The organism is Pseudomonas sp. SL4(2022) (genome assembly GCF_026625725.1).
Lineage (GTDB): Bacteria > Pseudomonadota > Gammaproteobacteria > Pseudomonadales > Pseudomonadaceae > Aquipseudomonas.
In genome coordinates, this window is record NZ_CP113060.1 from 3980745 (window position 1) to 4001517 (window position 20773).

The 20773-nt window shown below is 60.4% G+C and carries 15 protein-coding genes; 8 read left to right on the forward strand and 7 right to left on the reverse strand.

What is annotated here, in order from left to right:
* Nucleotides 1-416 precede the first annotated feature (416 nt).
* From OU997_RS18820 to OU997_RS18830, 3 genes are read left to right on the forward strand one after another with little or no spacing between them, the layout of a single operon-like run.
* Entirely contained in the window at nucleotides 417-1700 is a 1284-nt protein-coding gene (locus OU997_RS18820; RefSeq protein ID WP_267808011.1) for a CmpA/NrtA family ABC transporter substrate-binding protein, read from the forward strand.
* Nucleotides 1701-1714: 14 nt separating this feature from the next.
* Nucleotides 1715-2566: a nitrate ABC transporter permease gene (gene ntrB / locus OU997_RS18825; RefSeq protein ID WP_267808013.1), complete on the forward strand. Its 852-nt coding sequence runs from the start codon at nucleotides 1715-1717 to the stop codon at nucleotides 2564-2566.
* A 39-nt stretch (nucleotides 2567-2605) separates the two neighbouring features.
* On the forward strand, nucleotides 2606-3397 hold the full coding sequence (locus tag OU997_RS18830) for an ABC transporter ATP-binding protein (protein ID WP_267808015.1): 792 nt from the start codon (nucleotides 2606-2608) through the stop codon (nucleotides 3395-3397).
* On the opposite strand, the gene OU997_RS18835 is transcribed toward OU997_RS18830, so the two are convergent.
* Complete coding sequence (locus OU997_RS18835; RefSeq protein WP_267808016.1) at nucleotides 3394-4287, reverse strand: alpha/beta hydrolase; 894 nt, start codon at nucleotides 4285-4287, stop codon at nucleotides 3394-3396. The two genes, OU997_RS18830 and OU997_RS18835, sit on opposite strands and share 4 nt — an antisense overlap.
* Before the next feature lie 133 nt (nucleotides 4288-4420).
* Between OU997_RS18835 and OU997_RS18840 the strand changes: the two genes are divergently transcribed.
* The 5 genes from OU997_RS18840 to cobA all read left to right on the forward strand — a co-directional run bounded on the left by OU997_RS18840 (nucleotide 4421) and on the right by cobA (nucleotide 11798).
* The gene (locus tag OU997_RS18840) at nucleotides 4421-4870 is read left to right on the forward strand and encodes a thioesterase family protein (protein ID WP_267808017.1); all 450 of its coding nucleotides are present in this window, start codon (nucleotides 4421-4423) and stop codon (nucleotides 4868-4870) included.
* Nucleotides 4871-5468: 598 nt separating this feature from the next.
* A complete protein-coding gene (gene nirB / locus OU997_RS18845; RefSeq protein ID WP_267808019.1) occupies nucleotides 5469-7925 on the forward strand; it encodes a nitrite reductase large subunit NirB in 2457 nt (818 codons plus the stop codon).
* Nucleotides 7922-8239, forward strand: coding sequence for a nitrite reductase small subunit NirD (gene nirD, locus OU997_RS18850; protein WP_267808020.1), 318 nt, complete (start codon nucleotides 7922-7924; stop codon nucleotides 8237-8239). Before nirB ends, nirD begins: the two co-directional genes overlap by 4 nt.
* An 87-nt stretch (nucleotides 8240-8326) precedes the next feature.
* Nucleotides 8327-11050 carry a nitrate reductase gene (locus OU997_RS18855; RefSeq protein WP_267808022.1) on the forward strand — a complete coding sequence of 908 codons (2724 nt, stop codon included), beginning with the start codon at nucleotides 8327-8329 and terminating at the stop codon, nucleotides 11048-11050.
* 10 nt (nucleotides 11051-11060) lie between these two features.
* Complete coding sequence (cobA, locus tag OU997_RS18860; RefSeq protein ID WP_267808024.1) at nucleotides 11061-11798, forward strand: uroporphyrinogen-III C-methyltransferase; 738 nt, start codon at nucleotides 11061-11063, stop codon at nucleotides 11796-11798.
* 129 nt (nucleotides 11799-11927) lie between these two features.
* On the opposite strand, the gene sucD is transcribed toward cobA, so the two are convergent.
* The 6 genes from sucD to OU997_RS18890 form a co-directional block, all read right to left on the reverse strand.
* On the reverse strand, nucleotides 11928-12815 hold the full coding sequence (sucD, locus tag OU997_RS18865) for a succinate--CoA ligase subunit alpha (protein WP_108488307.1): 888 nt from the start codon (nucleotides 12813-12815) through the stop codon (nucleotides 11928-11930).
* A complete protein-coding gene (gene sucC, locus OU997_RS18870) occupies nucleotides 12815-13981 on the reverse strand; it encodes an ADP-forming succinate--CoA ligase subunit beta (protein WP_108488308.1) in 1167 nt (388 codons plus the stop codon). The genes sucD and sucC overlap by 1 nt, the downstream gene beginning before the upstream one ends.
* A 209-nt stretch (nucleotides 13982-14190) precedes the next feature.
* Nucleotides 14191-15627 (reverse strand): dihydrolipoyl dehydrogenase, encoded by a 1437-nt coding sequence (gene lpdA, locus OU997_RS18875; protein WP_108488309.1) that lies wholly within the window; start codon nucleotides 15625-15627, stop codon nucleotides 14191-14193.
* Between the two features lie 66 nt (nucleotides 15628-15693).
* Nucleotides 15694-16908, reverse strand: coding sequence for a 2-oxoglutarate dehydrogenase complex dihydrolipoyllysine-residue succinyltransferase (gene odhB / locus OU997_RS18880; RefSeq protein WP_267808026.1), 1215 nt, complete (start codon nucleotides 16906-16908; stop codon nucleotides 15694-15696).
* 69 nt (nucleotides 16909-16977) lie between these two features.
* The gene (locus tag OU997_RS18885) at nucleotides 16978-19809 is read right to left on the reverse strand and encodes a 2-oxoglutarate dehydrogenase E1 component (RefSeq protein WP_267808027.1); all 2832 of its coding nucleotides are present in this window, start codon (nucleotides 19807-19809) and stop codon (nucleotides 16978-16980) included.
* Between the two features lie 250 nt (nucleotides 19810-20059).
* Nucleotides 20060-20767 (reverse strand): succinate dehydrogenase iron-sulfur subunit, encoded by a 708-nt coding sequence (locus OU997_RS18890; RefSeq protein WP_108488312.1) that lies wholly within the window; start codon nucleotides 20765-20767, stop codon nucleotides 20060-20062.
* Nucleotides 20768-20773 lie beyond the last annotated feature (6 nt).

Sequence of the window (20773 nt, forward strand, 5' to 3'; positions counted from 1 at the left end):
GCGGCACCAAGGCGAAGCAAAAGCGCTTGGCAGCGGCTTAGCCATGCACAACATTGGCTCAATAAGATGACTAAAAGCGCTGCTGGTCTGCGGCATGGCACGGCATTACGGCAAGAAAACTTTTTTCTAACCAACATTTAATACTGTGCTTAACCCTATGATTTATAGCGTTTAAGCCTACCAACCTAAGGCTCGTTCGAGCCCGCTTCAGAGGGTTCTGGCGGTTGTCAGCCGCCGTACCCCAGTAAAGCTGGCAAGCCCTTTGCTATCGTCCTCACAAGATTCCTGCGCAGCCCACCAACGGCGGTGAGCCGCGGATCACGGACAACGGCGTCCGTCAGGTCACCTCATTAGAGGTGGCCTGGCGGACGCCGTTTTTTGTTTCAGCCGTTTTATCGGCCAGAGAGGACAGACCTATGACTGATCGTGATTCGAAGGCCCTAAGCCTGCACAGCCGCCGTAACTTTCTGAGAACCTCGATAGCTGTCGCCGGCACCTTAGGTGGTGTCGCCGCCCTTGGCCTGAGCGCACCCGCTTCGCTGCGCAGCGTGGCCTGGGCCGCCGGCTCCGATGCACCGGAAAAGGCTGCGCTGAAAGTTGGTTTTATTCCGCTGACCGACTGCGCCTCGGTCGTAGTCGCAGCTACTCAGGGCTTTGGCGAGAAATACGGCCTGACCATCACCCCGAGTAAAGAAGCCTCCTGGGCCGGTGTGCGCGACAAACTGAATACCGGCGAGCTGGATGCCGCCCACGTGCTGTACGGCATGATGTATGGCGCGCAGCTGGGCATCGCCGGGCCGCAGAAGGATATGGCGGTACTGATGGGCCTGAACCAGAACGGCCAGGCCATCACCCTCTCCAAACAGCTCAAAGAGGCCGGCGTCACCAACGGTGCACAACTGGCCGAGCATGTGAAAAAAGGCGGAAACCCGCTGACTTTCGCCCAGACTTTCCCCACCGGTACCCACGCCATGTGGCTGTATTACTGGCTGGCGAGCCTGGGCATCAACCCGATGAGCGATGTGAAAACCATCGTCGTGCCACCACCGCAGATGGTCGCCAATATGCGCGTCGGCAATATGGACGGCTTCTGCGTCGGTGAGCCCTGGGGCGCGCGGGCGATTGCCGACAAGATTGGTTTCACCGCCGTCACGACTCAGCAGATCTGGCCGGATCACCCGGAAAAGGTCCTCGGTGCCACCCGCACTTTTATCGAGCAATACCCCAACGCGGCCCGCGCGCTGATCATGGCGGTGCTGGACGCCAGCCAGTTTATCGAAGCCAGCGAGGAAAACCGTAAGAGCACGGCCAAGTTGATTTCCGGCAAGGCCTACGTCAATGCACCGGTCAAGGTGATCGAGCCGCGCTTCCTCAGCCAGTATGAGGACGGCCTGGGCAACAGCTGGAAAGACGATCACGCCATGGCCTTCTGCAAGAACGGCACGGTGAACTTCCCGTATCACTCCGACGGCATGTGGTTTATGACCCAATTCAAGCGTTGGGGCCTGATCAAGGAAGACCCGAATTACCCCGTCGTCGCCGCCGGGGTCAACCAGGTTGCGCTGTACAAAGAAGCCGCCAGTGCGTTGAACATCCCTGTGCCGGCCAGCTCGCTGCGTAGCAGCATGCTGATCGACGGCAACGTATGGAATGGCTCCGAGCCAGCTGCCTATGCCAACTCTTTTGCGATTAAAGCCTGATTGGGAGGTTCGTGATGAACGCACCACTGAAAACCCCATTGCCCTTGCCTGCGCCAACAAGCAAAGCGTCACGCCTGGTGCTGCCAGGCGTGACGGCGCTGAGCAGCCTGCTCAAGGCGGTTGTGCCGCCATTACTCGGCATCGCACTGTTTATTGGCGTGTGGGCGCTGATTGCGAGCAAAAGCGAGGGTCTGCCAGGCCCAGTCAGTACCTGGGCGGCGGCACTGGAGCTGTTTGCCAACCCCTTCTATGACAACGGCCCGAATGACATGGGCATCGGCTGGAATATCCTGCATTCGCTGGGCCGCGTCAGTATCGGCTTTGGTTTGGCGGCGTTGGTGGGCATTCCGCTGGGCTTTGCCATCGGCCGCTTTGCTTTCTTGGCCAGCATGCTCTCGCCGATCATCAGCCTGCTGCGTCCGGTTTCGCCGCTGGCTTGGCTACCGATTGGTCTGCTGGTGTTCGAAGCGGCTGGCCCGGCGTCGATCTGGGTGATTTTCATCAGCTCAATCTGGCCGATCATCCTCAACACCGCCGCCGGTGTGTCCAGCGTGCCGCAGGATTATCTGAACGTGGCGCGGGTGCTCAAGCTCTCGGAGTTCAAGGTGCTCACACGCATCCTGTTTCCCGCCGTGTTGCCACACCTGATGACCGGCATTCGCCTGGCCATTGGCGTGGCCTGGCTGGTAATTGTCGCCGCCGAGATGCTCACCGGCGGCACGGGCCTGGGTTTCTGGGTGTGGGATGAGTGGAACAACCTCAACGTCGAACACATCCTGATCGCCATCATCATCGTCGGCCTGGTCGGCCTGGCTTTGGAGCAACTGCTGTTGCTGCTGGCCAAACGTTTCGACTACGCCAGCTAAAGCAGGCCAGCTTGAGCAGACACGCTAAGGAGCCGCAACATGGATAAATTCGTAGAGCTGACTCAGGTCGGCAAGCATTTCGGCACCAAGAAAGGCCGCTTCCAGGCCCTCACCGACGTCAACCTGAGCATTGTCAAGGGTGAGTTCGTCACCCTGATCGGCCATTCGGGTTGCGGTAAATCCACCGTGCTCAACCTGATCGCCGGCCTGCTCGAGGCCAGCGAAGGCGGTCTGATCTGCAACGGCCGCGAGATCGACGGTCCTGGCCCGGAGCGTGGCGTGGTGTTCCAGAACCACAGCCTGCTGCCCTGGATGACCTGCTACGGCAACGTCTACCTGGCGGTGGAAAAGGTCTTCGCCGGCAAGGAGAGCAAGGCCCAGCTCAAGGAGCGCACCGAAGCGGCGCTGGCCATGGTGGGCCTGAGCCACGCCACCTACAAGCACCCGAATGAAATCTCTGGCGGCATGAAGCAGCGCGTTGGCATCGCCCGCGCCCTGGCCATGCAGCCCAAGGTGCTGTTGATGGACGAACCCTTCGGCGCGCTGGACGCCCTGACCCGCGCGCACCTGCAGGACGAACTGCTGCGCATCGTCGGCGAAACCCACAGCACGGTGGTGATGGTCACCCACGATGTCGATGAGGCGGTGCTGCTCTCCGATCGCATCGTGATGATGACCAACGGCCCGGCTGCGACCGTGGGCGATATCGTCAAGGTCGAGCTGGCGCGCCCACGGGATCGCCTGACCCTGGCCAATGACCCGCACTACCACGCCTACCGCACCGCCGTGCTGGAGTTTCTCTACCAGCGCCAGCAACGCCCGGCAGCCTAGGGCGCAGGCGTCGCACCGATGCGCTGGAAGAAGGTTTCCACTGCATCGGTGTAGGCGCCCGGCATGCCTAATTGCGCATTGATCTCGCCGTGCGACAACGCCAGTGGCAATACCGTGACCTGCATACCCAACTCACTGCCTCGCTTGGCAAAGCCCTGCGCCTGACGGCATGCTTCTTCGCGTTTGCTGGAGCAGACGGCCAGCATTGGTGCGCCTGCTTGCTGCAAACGCCGCACGGGCGATGCAGCACGCCAATAGGCCGGGTCCTGGCCAAACGCCTTGTCATACAGGCGGTAGTGCCTGTCGCGCATAATGCGTTCAACATCAAACGCCGCACTGTCGAGTGCCACAGTGCCCAACCAGGGTTTTACAGCATAAGCCTGGCCAATCTCAGGAGCAGCACTGAGCAGGCTGACCAAATGCGCACCTGCCGAATGCCCCAACAGCACCACGCGCTGCGGGTCCCCACCCCAGCCTGTTGCATGTTGCTGGACGTAGCTCAGCGCCTGGGCTATGTCCTCGGCCTGTTGCACGGGCATCGCATCCGGAATCAGGCGATAGTTCACCGAGACAAACAGATACCCCTGGGGTAACCAGCGCGCCAGTTTGTTCTCAACCACCCGGTCCATGCGTTTGTCGCCCTTGTCCCAGGCGCCGCCGTGCACCATCAGCAGAATCGGTGCCGACTTGGCCTTTAGTGGGCGGTACACATCCAGACGCTGACGCGCATGCGTGCCATAAGGCAGATCGGCCAACAGCTCTGCGCCAAGCTGCGCGGCGCTCTTGGCACTGCGTCGATCACTCAGGGCATCGCGCAGCCCCTGTGCCTGCACATCCACTAAGCACAACAGCATCAGCAGCGCGCCGATGCTCAATCGTCCGAGTTTCATGCTTAACCTGCCCCATGCCATCAGGATGATCGGCAGATCATCACTGTTTTACCCGCCGCCTGCATCAGCGGCTGCCCGGCAAAGACGAACGGGGTTAACATTCGCCACCTTTCGCTGACGACCGGATGCTGGCATGGCCCGCCTGAAACTTGAGTTCCCCGAAGACCAGTTCTGCTACAGCACCCACCTGACGGTGCGGGTGACCGACATTAACGCGGCCAATCACCTGGGCAACGACTCGATGATTTCGATGATTTCCGAAGCCCGGGCACGTTTTCTGTTCGAGTTCGGCATCGTCGAAACCCAGGAAGATGGCACTGGCATCATCGTCACCGACCTGGCCACTACCTACCGCGCCGAAGCCCATGCCCGCGACCAGTTGCTATTCGAGGTCGGGGTGATGGATTTCAACAAATATGGTGGCGATATCACCTTTCGCATTACCCGCCCAGCCGATGGCAACCTGGTGGCCATGGCCAAGTCCGGCTTTGTCTTTTTCAACTACAAATTGGGTAAAGTGGTGCCGATGCCAGCGTCCTTCAGCACGACCTTCAGCAAGGTCAACTGGCTGGACCAGCCATAGACACTGGTCAATTTTTAGTCAGCCATCACGTGACAGCCTGCACATCCTCTGCTAGGCCTAAAGCAGAACAACAAAAAAGCAGGGAATCACGATGCCAACCACGCGCAGCCATGTCCGCCACGCCGGGCTGTTGAGCAGCCTACTCGCTCTGGCCCTTCTGACCCTTCCGCTTCCCACCCAGGCGTTAAGCACTGCGGTAGAGGATGCCATCTACACAACCGACGTCCGTGGCAGCCGCTGAACCTCTGCTGCGCATATGGGGCCGTCACATGCGACCGATCTGGCATCGCAGTGACGGTCACGGTTTTTCAGGGCAGCACCTTGCCGCCAAGACGCACCACGCCAGCGCACGGCGCACCATGAGAGTGCCAGAGTCACCCCTTCAACCAGGCAAACGCTCTTAAAGCCCTGCAAAACAGCACGCGCTATGTGTTGGCACACGACCTGCATTGTCACTGACACAATTTAATAAAGCGCGACCTTCAACGAAGAGGGTCGCACTTCCCGAGAGAACGGGACTTGGACAAAGGCGTCCTCGCTAGGTGACTAGCGGGACGCCTTTTTTGTTTTGCGCGTGTTTAATCAGGAGATGGCCGGCATGCAGAAGCTCAAGCTGGTGATGATCGGTAACGGCATGGCAGGTGTACGCACCCTCGAAGAGCTGCTCAAGCTCGCCCCCGATCTCTATGACATTACGGTGTTCGGCGCCGAACCCCATCCGAACTACAACCGCATCCTGCTCTCGCCGGTACTGGCCGGCGAACAGACCTTCGAGGAGATCATCCTCAACGACCTCAACTGGTATGCCGAAAACAACATCCAGCTGATGCTCAACCGCAAAGTGGTCAGCGTCGACCGTAAGAAACGCGTGGTTACAGCCTCCGACGGCAGCAGCGCCGAATACGACCGCCTGCTCATTGCCACCGGCTCCACCCCCTTTATCCTGCCGATCCCTGGCAACAAGTTGGCCGGGGTAATCGGCTACCGCGACGTGGCCGACACCCAGGCCATGATCAACACCGCCAAAACCCACAACCATGCCGTGGTCATCGGCGGCGGCCTGCTCGGCCTGGAAGCGGCTAACGGCCTGAAAATGCGCGGCATGGACGTAACCGTGGTGCACCTTTCCGATTGGCTGCTGGAGCGCCAACTCGACCGCACGGCCGGTAAGCTGCTGCAAAGCGCCTTGGAAGCACGCGGCATTCACTTCCGCCTGAATGAGCAAACCGAAGAGCTGATGGACAACGGTGAAGGCCGGGTCTGCGCCGTGCAGTTCAAGAGCGGTGACGTGATCCCCGCCGACCTGGTGGTAATGGCCGCCGGCATCCGTCCCAACACCGAACTGGCGGAAAAGGCCGGCATCCCGTGCAACCGCGGCATCCTGGTCAACGACACCCTGCAGACCTACGACCCGCGCATCTACTCGATCGGCGAGTGCGCTAACCACCGTGGCATCGCCTACGGCCTGGTCGCGCCGCTGTTCGAACAAGCAAAAGTCTGCGCCAACCACCTGGCCCAACTCGGCTTCGCCCGCTATCAGGGCTCGGTCACCTCGACCAAGCTCAAGGTCACCGGCATCGACCTGTTCTCTGCCGGCGACTTTATGGGCGGCGAAGGCACCGAGACCATCATCCTCTCCGACCCCATCGGCGGCGTGTACAAGAAGCTGGTGATCAAGAACGACATCCTGGTCGGTGGCTGCCTGTATGGCGACACCGCCGATGGCGGCTGGTATTTCCGCCAGATCAAGGAAAACGCCAACATCAGCCAGATCCGTGACCACCTGATGTTCGGTGAAAGTGCCCTTGGCGACGTCGGCCACCAGGGCCAGAGCAGCGCGGCGAACATGCCCGACAGCATGGAAGTGTGCGGTTGCAACGGCGTGTGCAAGGGCACCATCGTCAAGGCGATCCAGGAGAACGGCCTGTTCAGCGTCGATGACGTGAAGAAGCACACCAAGGCAGCCAGCTCCTGCGGCTCCTGCGCCGGTTTGGTCGAACAGATTCTGATCAGCACGGTCGGCGGCGCTGCCGAGGTGAAACCGAAAAGCGAGAAAGCCATCTGCGGTTGCAGCGACCTGAACCATGGGCAGATCCGCCAGGCGATTCGCGAGCAGCACCTGGTCAACATGGCCGACACCATGACCGCGCTACGCTGGAGCACGCCCAACGGCTGCGCCACCTGCCGCCCGGCGCTGAACTACTACCTGATTTCTACCTGGTCGGGCGAAGCCAAGGACGACCCGCAGTCGCGCCTGATCAACGAACGCGCCCACGCCAACATCCAGAAGGATGGCACCTATTCGGTGGTGCCACGCATGTGGGGCGGCGTGACCAACCCGTCCGAGCTGCGCCGCATCGCCGACGTGGCCGACAAATACAACGTGCCGATGGTCAAGGTCACCGGTGGCCAGCGTATCGACCTGCTGGGCATCAAGAAGGAAGACCTACCGGGCGTGTGGAAGGATCTGGACATGCCCTCCGGCCACGCCTACGGCAAGTCCATCCGTACCGTGAAGACCTGCGTGGGCAGCGAGTTCTGCCGCTTCGGCACGCAGAACTCCACCCAGCTGGGCATCGACCTGGAGCACGACCTGTTCAACATGTGGTCGCCGCACAAGGTCAAGCTGGCCGTCTCCGGCTGCCCGCGCAACTGCGCCGAGGCCGGCATCAAGGACGTCGGCATCATCGGCGTGGATTCGGGCTTCGAGATGTACATCGGCGGTAACGGCGGGATCAAGACCGAGGTGGCCGAGTTTTTCGTCAAGCTGAAAACCGCCGAAGAAGTGCGCGAATACAACGGCGCCTTCCTGCAGCTGTACCGCGAAGAGGCCTTCTACCTGGAGCGCACGGTGCACTACCTGCAGCGCGTCGGCATGGCGCACATCAAGCAGGCCGTGGTGGACAACGCCGAGAACCGCAAAGCCCTGAATACGCGCCTGCAGTTCGCCCTGTCGTTCGAACAGGACCCGTGGAAGGCACGCATCGAAACCCCGCAACTGAAGAAAGAGTTCGACCGCATCAGCGTCGTGAACCTCGAGGAGGCCTCTGTATGAACTGGCTGGATATCTGCGCGCTGGAAGACATCAACGTGCTCGGTTCGCGCATCATCAGCGGCCCGAAAGGCCATATCGCGCTGTTTAGGACTTCCGCAGATGAGGTGTTTGCCCTCGACGACCGTTGTCCGCACAAAGGCGGCCCGCTGTCCCAGGGGCTGATCTACGGCAAACGCGTGGCCTGCCCGCTGCACAATTGGCAGATCGAGTTGGAGAGCGGCAGCGCTGTGGCACCGGACGTGGGCTGCGCGCACCGACATGACGCCAAGGTGGAAAACGGTCGGGTGTTGCTGGCATCCGCGCAACGCAACTAGCCCGCTTCGTGGGAGGCGCTTCAGCGGCGACGGTCGCGGCTGAAGCCCCTCGCACCAGAACGTCCCCTCGCCCCAGGAGCTCCGAACATGGCCAGCCCCACTCAAGTCACCGCCTCCACCTGCTGCTACTGCGGTGTCGGATGCGGCGTGCTGATCGAACACGACGGCGAGAAGATTCTTGGCGTCGCAGGCGACCCCAGCCACCCGGCCAACTTCGGCAAACTCTGCAGCAAGGGCGCGAGCCTGCACCTGACCGGCGACCTCGACGCCCGCGGCCTCTACCCTGAACTGCGCCTGGGTAAGGGCCTGGCGCGCAGTCGCACGGACTGGGACAACGCCCTTGATCACGCCGCCACTGTGTTCGCCGAAACCCTCCGCGAACACGGCCCGGACAGCGTGGCTTTCTACATCTCCGGCCAACTGCTGACCGAGGATTACTACGCCTTCAACAAGCTGGCGAGAGCGTTGGTGGGAACCAACAACATCGACAGCAACTCACGCTTATGCATGAGTTCAGCCGTGGTCGGCTACAAACGCAGCCTGGGTGCGGATGCGCCGCCCTGCAACTACGAAGACATCGAGCAGAGCAATTGCGTGCTGATCGTCGGTTCCAATATGGCTTTCGCCCATCCGGTGCTGTTCCGCCGCTTGGAAGAAGCCAAGGCCCAGCGCCCTCACATGCAAATCATCGTGGTCGATCCTCGGCGCACTGATACCTGTGAATTGGCCGATCTGCACCTGGCGATTTTGCCTGGCAGCGACGTGGCCCTGTTTCACGGCATCCTGCATATCCTGATGTGGGAAGGCTGGATCGACCGCCGCTACATTGATGCCCACACCGAAGGCTTCGACGCGCTCAAGAATCTGGTTCGCGACTACACCCCAGCCGCCGTAGCCGACATCTGCGGTATCAGCCAGACCGACCTGCTACAAGCCGCCAGCCTCATCGGCCAGGCGCCGAGCTTTCTCTCGCTGTGGTGCATGGGCCTGAATCAGTCCAGCTCAGGTAGCGCCAAGAACAGCGCCCTGATCAACCTGCACCTGGCCACCGGACAGATCGGCAAAGTGGGCAGCGGCCCCTTCTCCCTCACCGGCCAGCCGAATGCCATGGGCGGCCGTGAAACCGGCAGCCTGAGTAATCTGCTGCCCGGTCACCGCGACGCCGCCAACGCCGAGCACCGCGACGAAGTGGCCGATTATTGGGGCGTCGACAGCCTGCCGCACACCACAGGCCTTACGGCCATTGAGCTGTTTGAAGCCGTGCGCAGCGGACACATCAAAGCCCTGTGGATCGCCTGCACCAACCCGGCGCAATCGCTGCCAGACCAAAACAAGGTGCATGAAGCCCTGGCCACCTGCCCCTTTGTCGTCGTGCAGGAAGCCTTTTTCACCACCGAAACCTGCCACTACGCCGATCTTCTGCTTCCGGCTGCCAGCTGGGGCGAGAAAGAAGGCACGGTGACCAATTCCGAGCGGCGCATCAGCCATGTGCGCCGCGCCGTGCCCGCACCGGCTGACGCGCGAGAGGATTGGGCCATCACCGCCGATTTCGCCCGTCGTTTAGAACGTCTGCTCCGCCCCGGCCTGCCCAGCCTGTTCACCTTCGACAGCCCTAACGCGCTATTCGAGGAATACAAACACCTGACGGCCAAACGCGATCTCGACCTTTCGGGGCTGAGCTACGCGATTCTGGATCACCAAGGTCCCCAGCAATGGCCGTTCCCGGCCGGCGCGACTCAGGGCACGCCGCGCCTGTATGGCGATGGCCAGTTCCCGACGACAAACGGCCGCGCACAGTTTCAGGCCGAGCCGTTCCGCGCCGCCAAGGAAACGCGCGAGACACGCTATTCCCTGACCCTCAACACGGGTCGCCTGCGCGACCAGTGGCACGGCATGAGTCGTACTGGCTCGGCCGCGCAACTGTTCGGCCATGCCCCGGAAGCGCTGCTCAACCTGCACCCGGACGAGCTGCGCCGGCGCCGCCTGCAGAGCGGCGACTTAATCAAGGTACGCAGCCGCCGTGGCAGTCTGATCGTGCCGGTGGTGGCCGATGAGTCGGTGCGCAGTGGCCAGGCGTATATGCCCATGCACTGGGGCAATCGCTTTCTCAACGGCCTGGGCACCAACGTGCTGACCCAACCGGCGTTCGATCCGCTGTCCAAGCAGCCGGAACTGAAGCATGCCGGCATCGAGGTGGAAAAGGTCGAGCTGCCCTGGAGCTTCTTTGCCCTGGTCGAAGGTGATGTGCAGTCGCGCTTCGAGGCACTGCGCCCGTTGTTCGAAGCCCTTGCCTACGCCAACCTGACCCTCAGCGGTCGCGAGCGCCCAGCGCTGCTGATCCGAGCGGCCAGCGCAGTGGCACCCGATGCCGAATGGCTGGAACAGATCGACCACCTGCTCGGCCTCAACAAGGGCCCGGTGTTGGCCTATGACGACCCGCGCAAAGCCGTCGGCAAGCGCGTACGTATCGAAGACGGTCGCATCACGGCGATCCGCCTGGCCGGTGAAACCGCCGCTCGCGACTGGCTCAAGGGTCTTTGGGAAACCGGCGGCGCGGATGCCGAACTGCGCCGTTGGCTGCTCGCACCACTGCCCACGCCACCCGGAACCAGTACGGCCAAGGCCTCCGGCAAGACCCTGTGCAACTGCCTGAATGTCAGCCAGGACGCCGTCTGCGCAGGTATCGCCCGTGGCCTCGACCTCAATAGCCTTAAGCAGGAACTGAAATGCGGCACTCAATGCGGCTCCTGCGTACCCGAAATCAAACGACTGCTGGCGACACAAACCATGTCCGTCGTGGCGAATGCCTGAGGAGAGCAGCATGAGCACCAAAGTCTGGCTGGTTGGCGCAGGCCCGGGCGATCCGGAGTTGCTGACCCTCAAAGCGGTAAAGGCTCTGAATCAAGCCGAGATCGTGATGATCGACGATCTGGTCAACCCCGCTGTGCTGGAACACTGCCCTAACGCGCGCATCATGTCGGTGGGCAAGCGCGGCGGTTGCCGTTCCACGCCACAGGCGTTTATCCATCGGTTGATGCTGCGTTATGCCCGTCAGGACAAATGCGTGGTGCGCCTTAAAGGTGGCGATCCCTGCATATTTGGCCGAGGCAGCGAGGAAGCTGACTGGCTCGGTGCGCATGGCATTGCGGTGGAGATGGTCAACGGCATCACCGCGGGCCTGGCGGGCGCCACCAACTGCGGTATTCCCCTGACCTTACGCGGAGTCGCCCGTGGCGTAACCCTGATTACTGCCCACAACCAGGACGACAGCAGCCTGAACTGGAGCGCCCTGGCGCAAAGCGGCACAACGCTGGTGGTCTATATGGGTGTGGCCAAATTGGCGGAAATCCGTCAAAACCTGCTGGCCAGCGGTATGCGCGCCGACATGCCCGTGGCCCTGATCGAAAACGCCTCGCTGCCCGAGCAACGCGAATGCCGTAGCCATCTGAACCTTATGCAGCAGGCAGCGGACGACTTTGGCCTGAAAAGTCCGGCCATTCTGGTGATTGGTGAGGTGGCCGGACAACCCGGGATGCAACTCGCGGCTATCAGCGCCTGAGCGCTTTACCTACCTACACATCGGCAGATCGGCACATCACCTATTAACGATAGGGTCGAGCGGATATAAACCGAGCAGACAAAGAAAAGGCCACCCGAAGGTGGCCTTTTCATGAGCAGTCAGCAACGCTTAGGCGTTTTTGACTTCCCAACCGGTCAGCTCGGCCAGGGCCTTGCCGATGTCAGCCAGGGAACGCACGGTTTTCACACCCGCGTCTTGCAGGGCTGCGAACTTCTCGTCTGCAGTACCTTTGCCGCCGGAGATGATCGCGCCGGCGTGGCCCATACGCTTGCCCGCCGGAGCGGTTACACCCGCGATGTAGGATACGACTGGCTTGGTCACGTTGGCCTTGATATAGGCAGCCGCTTCTTCTTCAGCCGAACCGCCGATCTCACCGATCATCACAATCGCTTCGGTCTTCGGGTCTTCCTGGAACAACTTCAGGATGTCGATGAAGTTGGAGCCCGGAATCGGGTCACCGCCGATGCCGACGCAGGTGGACTGACCGAAACCGGCGTCAGTGGTCTGCTTAACAGCTTCGTAAGTCAGGGTGCCGGAACGCGACACGATGCCTACTTTGCCTGGCAGGTGGATGTGACCTGGCATGATGCCGATCTTGCACTCGCCCGGAGTGATCACGCCTGGGCAGTTCGGGCCGATCAGGACTACGCCCAGCTCGTCGCACTTGACCTTGGCTTCCAGCATGTCGATGGTCGCGATGCCTTCAGTGATGCAAACGATCAGCTTGATGCCACCGAAGGCTGCTTCCAGGATCGAGTCTTTGCAGAACGGAGCCGGAACGTAGATCACCGAAGCAGTGGCGCCAGTGGCTTCCACAGCTTCCTTGACGGTGTTGAACACCGGCAGATTCAGGTGGGTAGTGCCGCCTTTACCTGGGGTCACGCCGCCAACCATCTTGGTACCGTAGGCGATGGCTTGTTCGGAGTGGAAAGTACCCTGCGAGCCGGTGAAGCCTTGGCAGATAACTTTGGTGTCTTTATTGATCAGGACGCTCATTATTTGCCCTCCGCAGCTTTGACGACTTGCTGAGCAGCGTCGGTCAGGCTGGTTGCCGCGATGATGTTCAGGCCGCTTTCTGCCAGGACTTTAGCGCCCAGTTCAGCGTTGTTGCCTTCCAGACGGACAACAACCGGGATTTTCACGCCGACTTCTTTCACTGCACCGATGATGCCTTCGGCAATCATGTCGCAGCGAACGATACCGCCGAAGATGTTCACCAGAACGGCAGCGACGTTGCTGTCGGACAGGATGATCTTGAAGGCTTCGGTCACGCGCTCTTTGGTTGCGCCGCCACCTACGTCGAGGAAGTTGGCTGGCTTGCCGCCGTGCAGGTTGACGATGTCCATGGTACCCATGGCCAGGCCAGCACCGTTGACCATGCAACCGATGTTGCCTTCCAGCGCGACGTAGTTCAGTTCGAACTTGGCAGCGTGAGCTTCACGCGGATCGTCCTGGGACGGATCGTGCATGGCGCGCAGCTTCGGCTGACGGTACATGGCGTTGCTGTCGATGTTGATCTTGGCGTCCAGGCAGTGCAGGTTGCCATCAGCCTTGATTACCAGCGGGTTCACTTCCAGCAGGGCCAGGTCGTAGTCCTGGAACAGCTTGGCCAGACCGACGAAGATCTGAGTGAATTGCTTGATCTGATCGCCTTGCAGGCCCAGCTGGAAAGCCAGCTCGCGGCCCTGGAACGGCTGAGCGCCAACCAGCGGATCAATGGTCGCCTTGAGGATTTTCTCAGGGGTGTCGTGTGCCACTTTCTCGATGTCCACGCCACCTTCGGTGGACGCCATGAACACGATGCGACGGCTGGAACGGTCAACTACCGCGCCCAGGTACAGCTCCTTGGCGATGTCGGTGCACGATTCAACCAGGATCTTGCTGACCGGCTGACCATTGGCATCGGTCTGGTAAGTCACCAGACGCTTGCCCAGCCAGTTGGCGGCGAAAGCCTTGGCGTCTTCTTTGCTCTTGACCAGCTTCACGCCGCCCGCTTTACCGCGGCCACCGGCGTGGACCTGAGCCTTGACGACCCACTCGGTGCCACCGATTTTTTCGCAGGCTGCTGCGGCTTCTTCCGGGGTGTCTACCGCGAAACCCTTGGATACGGGCAGGCCGTATTCAGCGAACAGCTGCTTACCCTGATACTCGTGGAGATTCATGCTTGTCTACCGTCTTCGTTTAGGTATTGCGCATACGGTGCTGCACTTATGATGCCGCACCACCTGTGACTGCTTCTGGAGCAATCCGGCTGATATTCCGCGCAGCAACCTGAGCTGTACGCGGGCCATCTGCCGTGGTTCTTTCAGCCGGAGCTACACCTGCGTCGGTACACAACGCCGACGCAGGTGTAGCTCAGGCCAACAACGTGTTAACGCTTCTTGCGGTTGGCAATGTGGATGGCATGGCCATTCACTGCCAGAGCTGCTTCGTGCAGCGCTTCAGACAGCGTCGGGTGAGAGAACACCATCATCCCCAGATCTTCAGCGCTGGTGCCAAACTCCATGCCGATTGCCCCTTGCTGCACCAATTCGGCAGCGCTAGGGCCAATCACGTGTACACCCAGAACGCGGTCAGTGTTGGCATCGGCGATCACCTTGACCAGACCACCGGTGTCGTTGGCCGCCATGGCACGGCCGCTGGCAGCGAACGGGAAGGTGCCGACATTCACGGCAACGCCCTCAGCCTTCAGTTGCTGCTCGGTCTTGCCGACCCATGCGATTTCCGGATGGGTGTAGATAACCGAAGGGATCAGGTCGTAGTTCATCTGCGCTTTGTGGCCGGCGATACGCTCGGCAACCATCACGCCCTCTTCCGAGGCCTTGTGTGCCAGCATGGCGCCACGCACTACGTCCCCGATGGCGTAGACGCCCGGCACACTGGTCGCGCACTGGTCGTCAACGTAAATAAAGCCGCGCTCATCCAGGGTCACGCCGCTGTCAGCCGCCAGCAGATCGGTGGTCACTGGGCGACGGCCCACAGCTACGATCAGCTTGTCGAAGACGATCTTCTGCTCGCCTTCGGCGTCGGTGAAGTTGACGGTAACCTGCTTCTTCTTCACTTCCGAGCCGGTCACACGGGCACCCAGACAGATTTTCAGACCCTGCTTGGTGAAGGTTTTCAGCGCTTCCTTGGCGATCTGCTCGTCAGCAGCCGGGAGGAATTTGTCCAGAGCTTCCAGCACGGTCACTTCAGCGCCCAGACGTGCCCACACCGAACCCAACTCCAGACCGATTACGCCAGCGCCGATCACGCCCAGCTTCTTCGGCACGCTCTGGAATTCCAGGGCGCCAGTGGAATCAACGATCACGTCCTGATCAACCGGAGCCGGCGGAATGTCGATTGGCTTGGAGCCGGAGGCCAGAATCACGTTCTCGGCTTCGACGATCTGCGTCTTACCGTCGGAGCCGGTGACTTCAACCTGCTTGTTGGCCAGCAACTTGCCATGACCTTCGAGCAGGGTCACACCATTGGCCTTGAACAGCGTGGCAACGCCGCCGGTGAGGTTCTTCACGATGTTGGCCTTACGACCGATCATCGCTGGCACGTCGATGGTCACGCCTTTGGCTTCGATACCGTGAATCGCGAAGTGATCCTTCGCCTCATAGTATTTCCAGGAGCTGTCCAGCAGCGCCTTGGAGGGAATGCAACCGACGTTCAGGCACGTACCACCCAGGGCGATTTTGCCCTCTTTATCCTGGTACTTCTCGATGCAGGCAGTCTTCAGACCGAGCTGCGCTGCTTTGATGGCCGCTACATAGCCACCAGGGCCGGCACCGATGACTACCACGTCGAATTTCTGGGTCATAACGTATTCCTTCTCGAATAAACCGGACGGCCCTGTAGACAGGGCCGCCGTGGGAGAAACTGGCTTTTAGATGTCCAGCAGCAGACGCGCCGGGTCTTCCAGCAAGTTCTTGATGGTCACCAGGAAGGTCACGGCTTCCTTACCATCAATCAGGCGGTGATCGTAAGACAGCGCCAGGTACATCATCGGGCGGATAACCACCTGACCGTTCACGGCCATCGGACGCTGGATGATGTTGTGCATCCCCAGGATCGCGGCTTGCGGCGGGTTGACGATCGGCGTCGACATCATCGAACCGAAGGTGCCGCCGTTAGTGATGGTAAAGGTTCCGCCGGTCATTTCTTCGATCGACAGTTTGCCGTCTTTGGCTTTCTTGCCAAAGGTGGCGATGCCGCTTTCGATTTCAGCCAGACTCATCAGCTCGGCATTACGCAGCACCGGGACCACCAGGCCACGGTCGCTGGACACCGCAACACCAATGTCGGCGTAGCCGTGGTAAACGATGTCGTTGCCGTCGATTGAGGCGTTGACCGCCGGGAAACGCTTCAGCGCCTCGGTGGCCGCCTTGACGAAGAACGACATAAAGCCCAGGCGCACGCCGTTGTGGCTCTTCTCGAACAGGTCCTTGTACTTCGAACGCAGTGCCATGACTTCGGTCATGTCGACTTCGTTGAAGGTGGTCAGCATGGCCATGGAAGACTGAGCCTCGACCAGACGCTCGGCGATCTTGGCGCGCAGACGGGTCATCGGTACACGCTTCTCGGTGCGGTCACCAGTGGCGAACACCGGTGCAGCGGCAGCTGGCGCAGCAGGCTTGGTAGCCGGTGCGCTCTTCTTCGCTTCAACGGCAGCCACCACGTCTTCCTTGGTGACACGCCCGCCTTTGCCGGTGCCGGCGATGCTGTTCGGGTCGATGCCGTTTTCTTCAGCAATCTTACGTGCAGCTGGGGACAGGATTTGGTCATCGCCCGCAGCAGCGGCTGGTGCAGCGGCCTGGGCCGGTGCGGCAGCCGCCTGAGCAGCCGGTGCAGGCGCAGCAGCGCCGCCTTCACCCAGGGTACCGAGCAGTTCGTTGGACAGAACGGTATCGCCTTCATTCTTGATGATTTGCGCGAGGACGCCGTCGGCCTCGGCCAGCACTTCGATCACTACCTTGTCGGTTTCGATGTCAACGATCAGCTCGTCGCGCTTGACCGCATCGCCCGGTTTCTTGTGCCAAGTGGCCACGGTGCCGTCGGCAACCGATTCCGGGAAAGTAGGGGCTTTGATCTCGATAGCCATTGTGTGTGGTTCCTTAAATTCGGTTTCTTCTAGCAGGCGGCCCAGATAGCCGCCTGTTGCGCGAAGGCGTTAAACAGTAAAGGCGTCTTGCAGGAGTTTTTCCTGCTGTTCGGCGTGCATCGATGCATAACCACAGGCTGGTGCAGCAGAGGCATCACGACCGGCGTACTCGAGGAACAGCGCTTTCTTGTGCGCTGTCGCCACGCGACGCATGTGATGCTGGCTGCAGTACCAAGCGCCCTGGTTCATCGGCTCTTCCTGACACCAGACGATGTGCTTGAGGTTCTTGTACGGGGCAATTGCCTCGGCCAGATCATCTTCCGGGAACGGATAGAGCTGCTCGATACGCACGATGGCGATGTCTTCGCGGCCTTCATTGCGGCGCTTCTCCAGCAGGTCGTAGTAGACCTTGCCGCTGCACAGCACCAGGCGCTCGACTTTCTTCGGATCGATTGCATCCAGTTCCGGAATCACGGTCTGGAACGAGCCTTCGGCCAGATCTTCCAGGGTCGAGATGGCCAATTTGTGGCGCAGCAGCGACTTCGGCGTCAATACGACCAATGGCTTGCGCAGCGGGCGAATCACCTGGCGACGCAGCAAGTGGTAGATCTGTGCTGGAGTGGTCGGCACAGCAACCTGCATGTTGTGCTCGGCGCACAGCTGCAGATAACGCTCCAGACGCGCCGAGCTGTGCTCAGGCCCCTGCCCTTCATAACCGTGCGGCAGCAGCATGGTCAGACCGCACAGACGGCCCCATTTGTGCTCACCACTGGAAATGAACTGGTCGAACACCACCTGGGCACCGTTGGCGAAGTCACCGAACTGCGCTTCCCAGATCACCAGCGCATTTGGCTGGGTGGTGGCGTAACCGTATTCGAAAGCCAGTACAGCCTCTTCCGAAAGGAAGGAGTCATACAGCTCAAATTGAGGCTGCCCTTCGTACAGGGTCTTGAGCGGGACGAACGCGCTGGCATCCTTCTGGTTATGCAGCACCGCATGACGGTGCGAGAAGGTGCCACGACCTATGTCCTGGCCGGTCATACGGATCGGGTGGCCTTCAAACAGCAGGGTGGCGTACGCCATGGTTTCGGCGTAGCCCCAGTTGATCGGCAGCGCACCAGCACCCATCTTTTGACGGTCTTCAAGGATCTTCGCCACCTGGCGCTGAACCACGAAGCCTTCCGGGATTTCCAATAACTTGTTGGAGAGTTCCTGCAGGGTTTTCAGCTCAAAGCGCGTATCGTGACGCGCCGTCCAGGCGTGGCCCAGGTACGGACGCCAGTCAACGAACAGTTCCTTGTTCGGCTCTTTGACCAGACTCTTGACCACGTGCTGGCCGTTATCCAGCGCCGTGCGGTATTCGTCGATCTTGGCCTGAACCTCTTCAACCGATTGACGCGCGGCAGCAGTCAGAGCATCGGCATACAGCTCACGGGTGGTGCGCTGTTTGGTGATCTGCTGATACATGATCGGCTGAGTGCCGCTCGGCTCGTCGGCCTCGTTGTGGCCACGACGGCGGTAGCAGACCAGGTCAATGACCACGTCACGCTTGTACTGCATGCGGTAATCGACGGCCAACTGAGTAACAAACAGCACGGCTTCTGGGTCATCCCCGTTCACGTGCAGGATCGGCGCCTGAATCATCTTGGCAACATCCGTGCAGTACTCGGTGGAACGAGAGTCCAGCGGGTTGCTGATGGTGAAACCGACCTGGTTGTTGATCACAATGTGGATGGTGCCGCCCGTCTTGAAGCCACGGGTCTGGGACATCTGGAAGGTTTCCATGACCACACCCTGACCGGCAAATGCCGCATCACCGTGCAGGGAAACTGGCAGTACTTTCTCGCCGATCGCGTCATTACGACGGTCCTGACGGGCGCGTACCGAACCTTCGACCACCGGAGAAACGATCTCCAGGTGCGACGGGTTGAACGCCATCGCCAGGTGCACTTCGCCACCGGCAGTCATCACGTTGGACGAGAAACCCTGGTGGTATTTCACGTCACCGGAGGACAGGCCTTCGGTTTTCTTGCCTTCGAATTCGTCGAACAGGTCGCGTGGGTTCTTGCCGAAGGTGTTGACCAGCACGTTGAGACGACCACGGTGGGCCATGCCAATGACGATTTCCTTGGTACCGTAGGAACCGGAACGTTGGATCACTTCATCGAGCAGCGGAATCAGGCTCTCGCCGCCCTCCAGACCAAAGCGCTTGGTGCCTGGGTATTTGGTGCCCAGGTACTTTTCCAAGCCTTCGGCAGCCGTCAGACGTTCAAGCAGGTGGCTCTGCACGTCGACGGAGAATTGCGGACGACCGCGTACGCTTTCAAGACGCTGCTGGAACCAGCTGCGCTGCTCGGAATCGACGATGTGGGTGAATTCGGCGCCGATGGTGCGGCAATATGTCTGCTGCAATGCATCGCGAATTTCGCGCAGAGTAGCTTCTTCCTTGCCAATGAACAGACCACCGGTACGGAAAGTGGTGTCCAGATCGGCATCGGTCAGGCCGTAGTGATTGATCGCCAGATCAGCCGGAACAGGACGCTGCCAGAGGCCAAGCGGATCGAGTTGGGCAGCCTGATGGCCACGCATGCGATAGGCCTGAATCAGGCGCAGCACTTCGACTTGCTTCTTCTCGTGTTCACTGCTCACGCTGCCAGCAGACACTGGTTGCGCGCGGCGCTGGTTTTTTGCGAGCAGAACGAAATGATCGCGAATCGTAGAATGCGATACGTCTGTGGCGGCGCTGCCGTCAGTCGGCAACTTCTGGAAGTAAGTGCGCCACTCTTCTGGCACAGCGTTGGGATCGTGCAGGTAAAGCTCATAGAGCTCTTCCACATAGGCAGCGTTACCACCGGATAGGTGGGCACTGTCCCACATGCGCTGCATCACGCTTTCTTGCATGCTTGGTCACCCTCGGTAAGGGGACACCACCGGCGTAGAAACCGCATGGTTTGCCAGTCCTGAAGCAGCGACTGGTAAGCCACTACGGATCCCGCAGATAGTCCGGGCACCAGCCCGGATGCCCCTGCTGGTCGTCATATTTTTCAAAATCAGGATCCACCGCTTTGTGAGCAGCAGTCCTGGCTATAAGTGCGGCGCTGGGGTTGAAGCCAGCGCCGCAGGTGTTACAGGTCTAGCAAACAACTGTGAATCAGGTACCGCTCTGCAGCAGCATGTTGCGTACGTGGCCGATCGCCTTGGTCGGGTTCAGGCCTTTCGGGCAAACGTTCACGCAGTTCATGATGCCTCGGCAGCGGAACACGCTGAACGGGTCATCCAGCGACGCCAGACGCTCTTCGGTCTTGGTGTCACGGCTGTCCGCCAGGAAGCGATAAGCCTGCAGCAGCGCAGCTGGGCCAAGGAACTTGTCAGGGTTCCACCAGAACGACGGGCAGCTGGTGGAGCAGCACGCGCACAGAATGCACTCGTACAAACCGTCCAGTTTCTCGCGCTCTTCCGGTGTCTGCAGACGTTCGATGGCCGGAGCCGGCGTATCGTTCTGCAGAAATGGCTGCACCTTCTCGTATTGCTTGTAAAAGATGCTCATATCGACAGCCAGGTCACGAATGACCGGCAGGCCAGGCAGCGGGCGAATCACCAGCTTGCCGCCTTTGAGCCCCGCTGCGGACAGCGGAGTGATGCAGGCCAGGCCATTCTTGCCGTTGATGTTCATTCCGTCGGAACCGCAAACGCCTTCACGGCAGGAGCGACGGTAGGAGAAACCCTCGTCCTGTTCCTTGATCAGCGCCAGCACGTCAAGAACCATGATGTCCTTGCCACCGGTGTCGACCTGGAAATCCTGCATGAACGGAGCAGCATCTTTCTCCGGGTTGTAACGATATACACTGACTTGCAACATATCAGG

What these genes read in the sequence shown, in the direction of transcription:
- OU997_RS18820 (WP_267808011.1), top strand. Translation starts at nt 417, where the DNA reads ATGACTGATCGTGATTCGAAGGCCCTAAGCCTGCACAGCCGCCGTAAC.
- ntrB (WP_267808013.1), top strand. Translation starts at nt 1,715, where the DNA reads ATGAACGCACCACTGAAAACCCCATTGCCCTTGCCTGCGCCAACAAGC.
- OU997_RS18830 (WP_267808015.1), top strand. Translation starts at nt 2,606, where the DNA reads ATGGATAAATTCGTAGAGCTGACTCAGGTCGGCAAGCATTTCGGCACC.
- OU997_RS18835 (WP_267808016.1), bottom strand. Translation starts at nt 4,287, where the DNA reads ATGAAACTCGGACGATTGAGCATCGGCGCGCTGCTGATGCTGTTGTGC.
- OU997_RS18840 (WP_267808017.1), top strand. Translation starts at nt 4,421, where the DNA reads ATGGCCCGCCTGAAACTTGAGTTCCCCGAAGACCAGTTCTGCTACAGC.
- nirB (WP_267808019.1), top strand. Translation starts at nt 5,469, where the DNA reads ATGCAGAAGCTCAAGCTGGTGATGATCGGTAACGGCATGGCAGGTGTA.
- nirD (WP_267808020.1), top strand. Translation starts at nt 7,922, where the DNA reads ATGAACTGGCTGGATATCTGCGCGCTGGAAGACATCAACGTGCTCGGT.
- OU997_RS18855 (WP_267808022.1), top strand. Translation starts at nt 8,327, where the DNA reads ATGGCCAGCCCCACTCAAGTCACCGCCTCCACCTGCTGCTACTGCGGT.
- cobA (WP_267808024.1), top strand. Translation starts at nt 11,061, where the DNA reads ATGAGCACCAAAGTCTGGCTGGTTGGCGCAGGCCCGGGCGATCCGGAG.
- sucD (WP_108488307.1), bottom strand. Translation starts at nt 12,815, where the DNA reads ATGAGCGTCCTGATCAATAAAGACACCAAAGTTATCTGCCAAGGCTTC.
- sucC (WP_108488308.1), bottom strand. Translation starts at nt 13,981, where the DNA reads ATGAATCTCCACGAGTATCAGGGTAAGCAGCTGTTCGCTGAATACGGC.
- lpdA (WP_108488309.1), bottom strand. Translation starts at nt 15,627, where the DNA reads ATGACCCAGAAATTCGACGTGGTAGTCATCGGTGCCGGCCCTGGTGGC.
- odhB (WP_267808026.1), bottom strand. Translation starts at nt 16,908, where the DNA reads ATGGCTATCGAGATCAAAGCCCCTACTTTCCCGGAATCGGTTGCCGAC.
- OU997_RS18885 (WP_267808027.1), bottom strand. Translation starts at nt 19,809, where the DNA reads ATGCAAGAAAGCGTGATGCAGCGCATGTGGGACAGTGCCCACCTATCC.
- OU997_RS18890 (WP_108488312.1), bottom strand. Translation starts at nt 20,767, where the DNA reads ATGTTGCAAGTCAGTGTATATCGTTACAACCCGGAGAAAGATGCTGCT.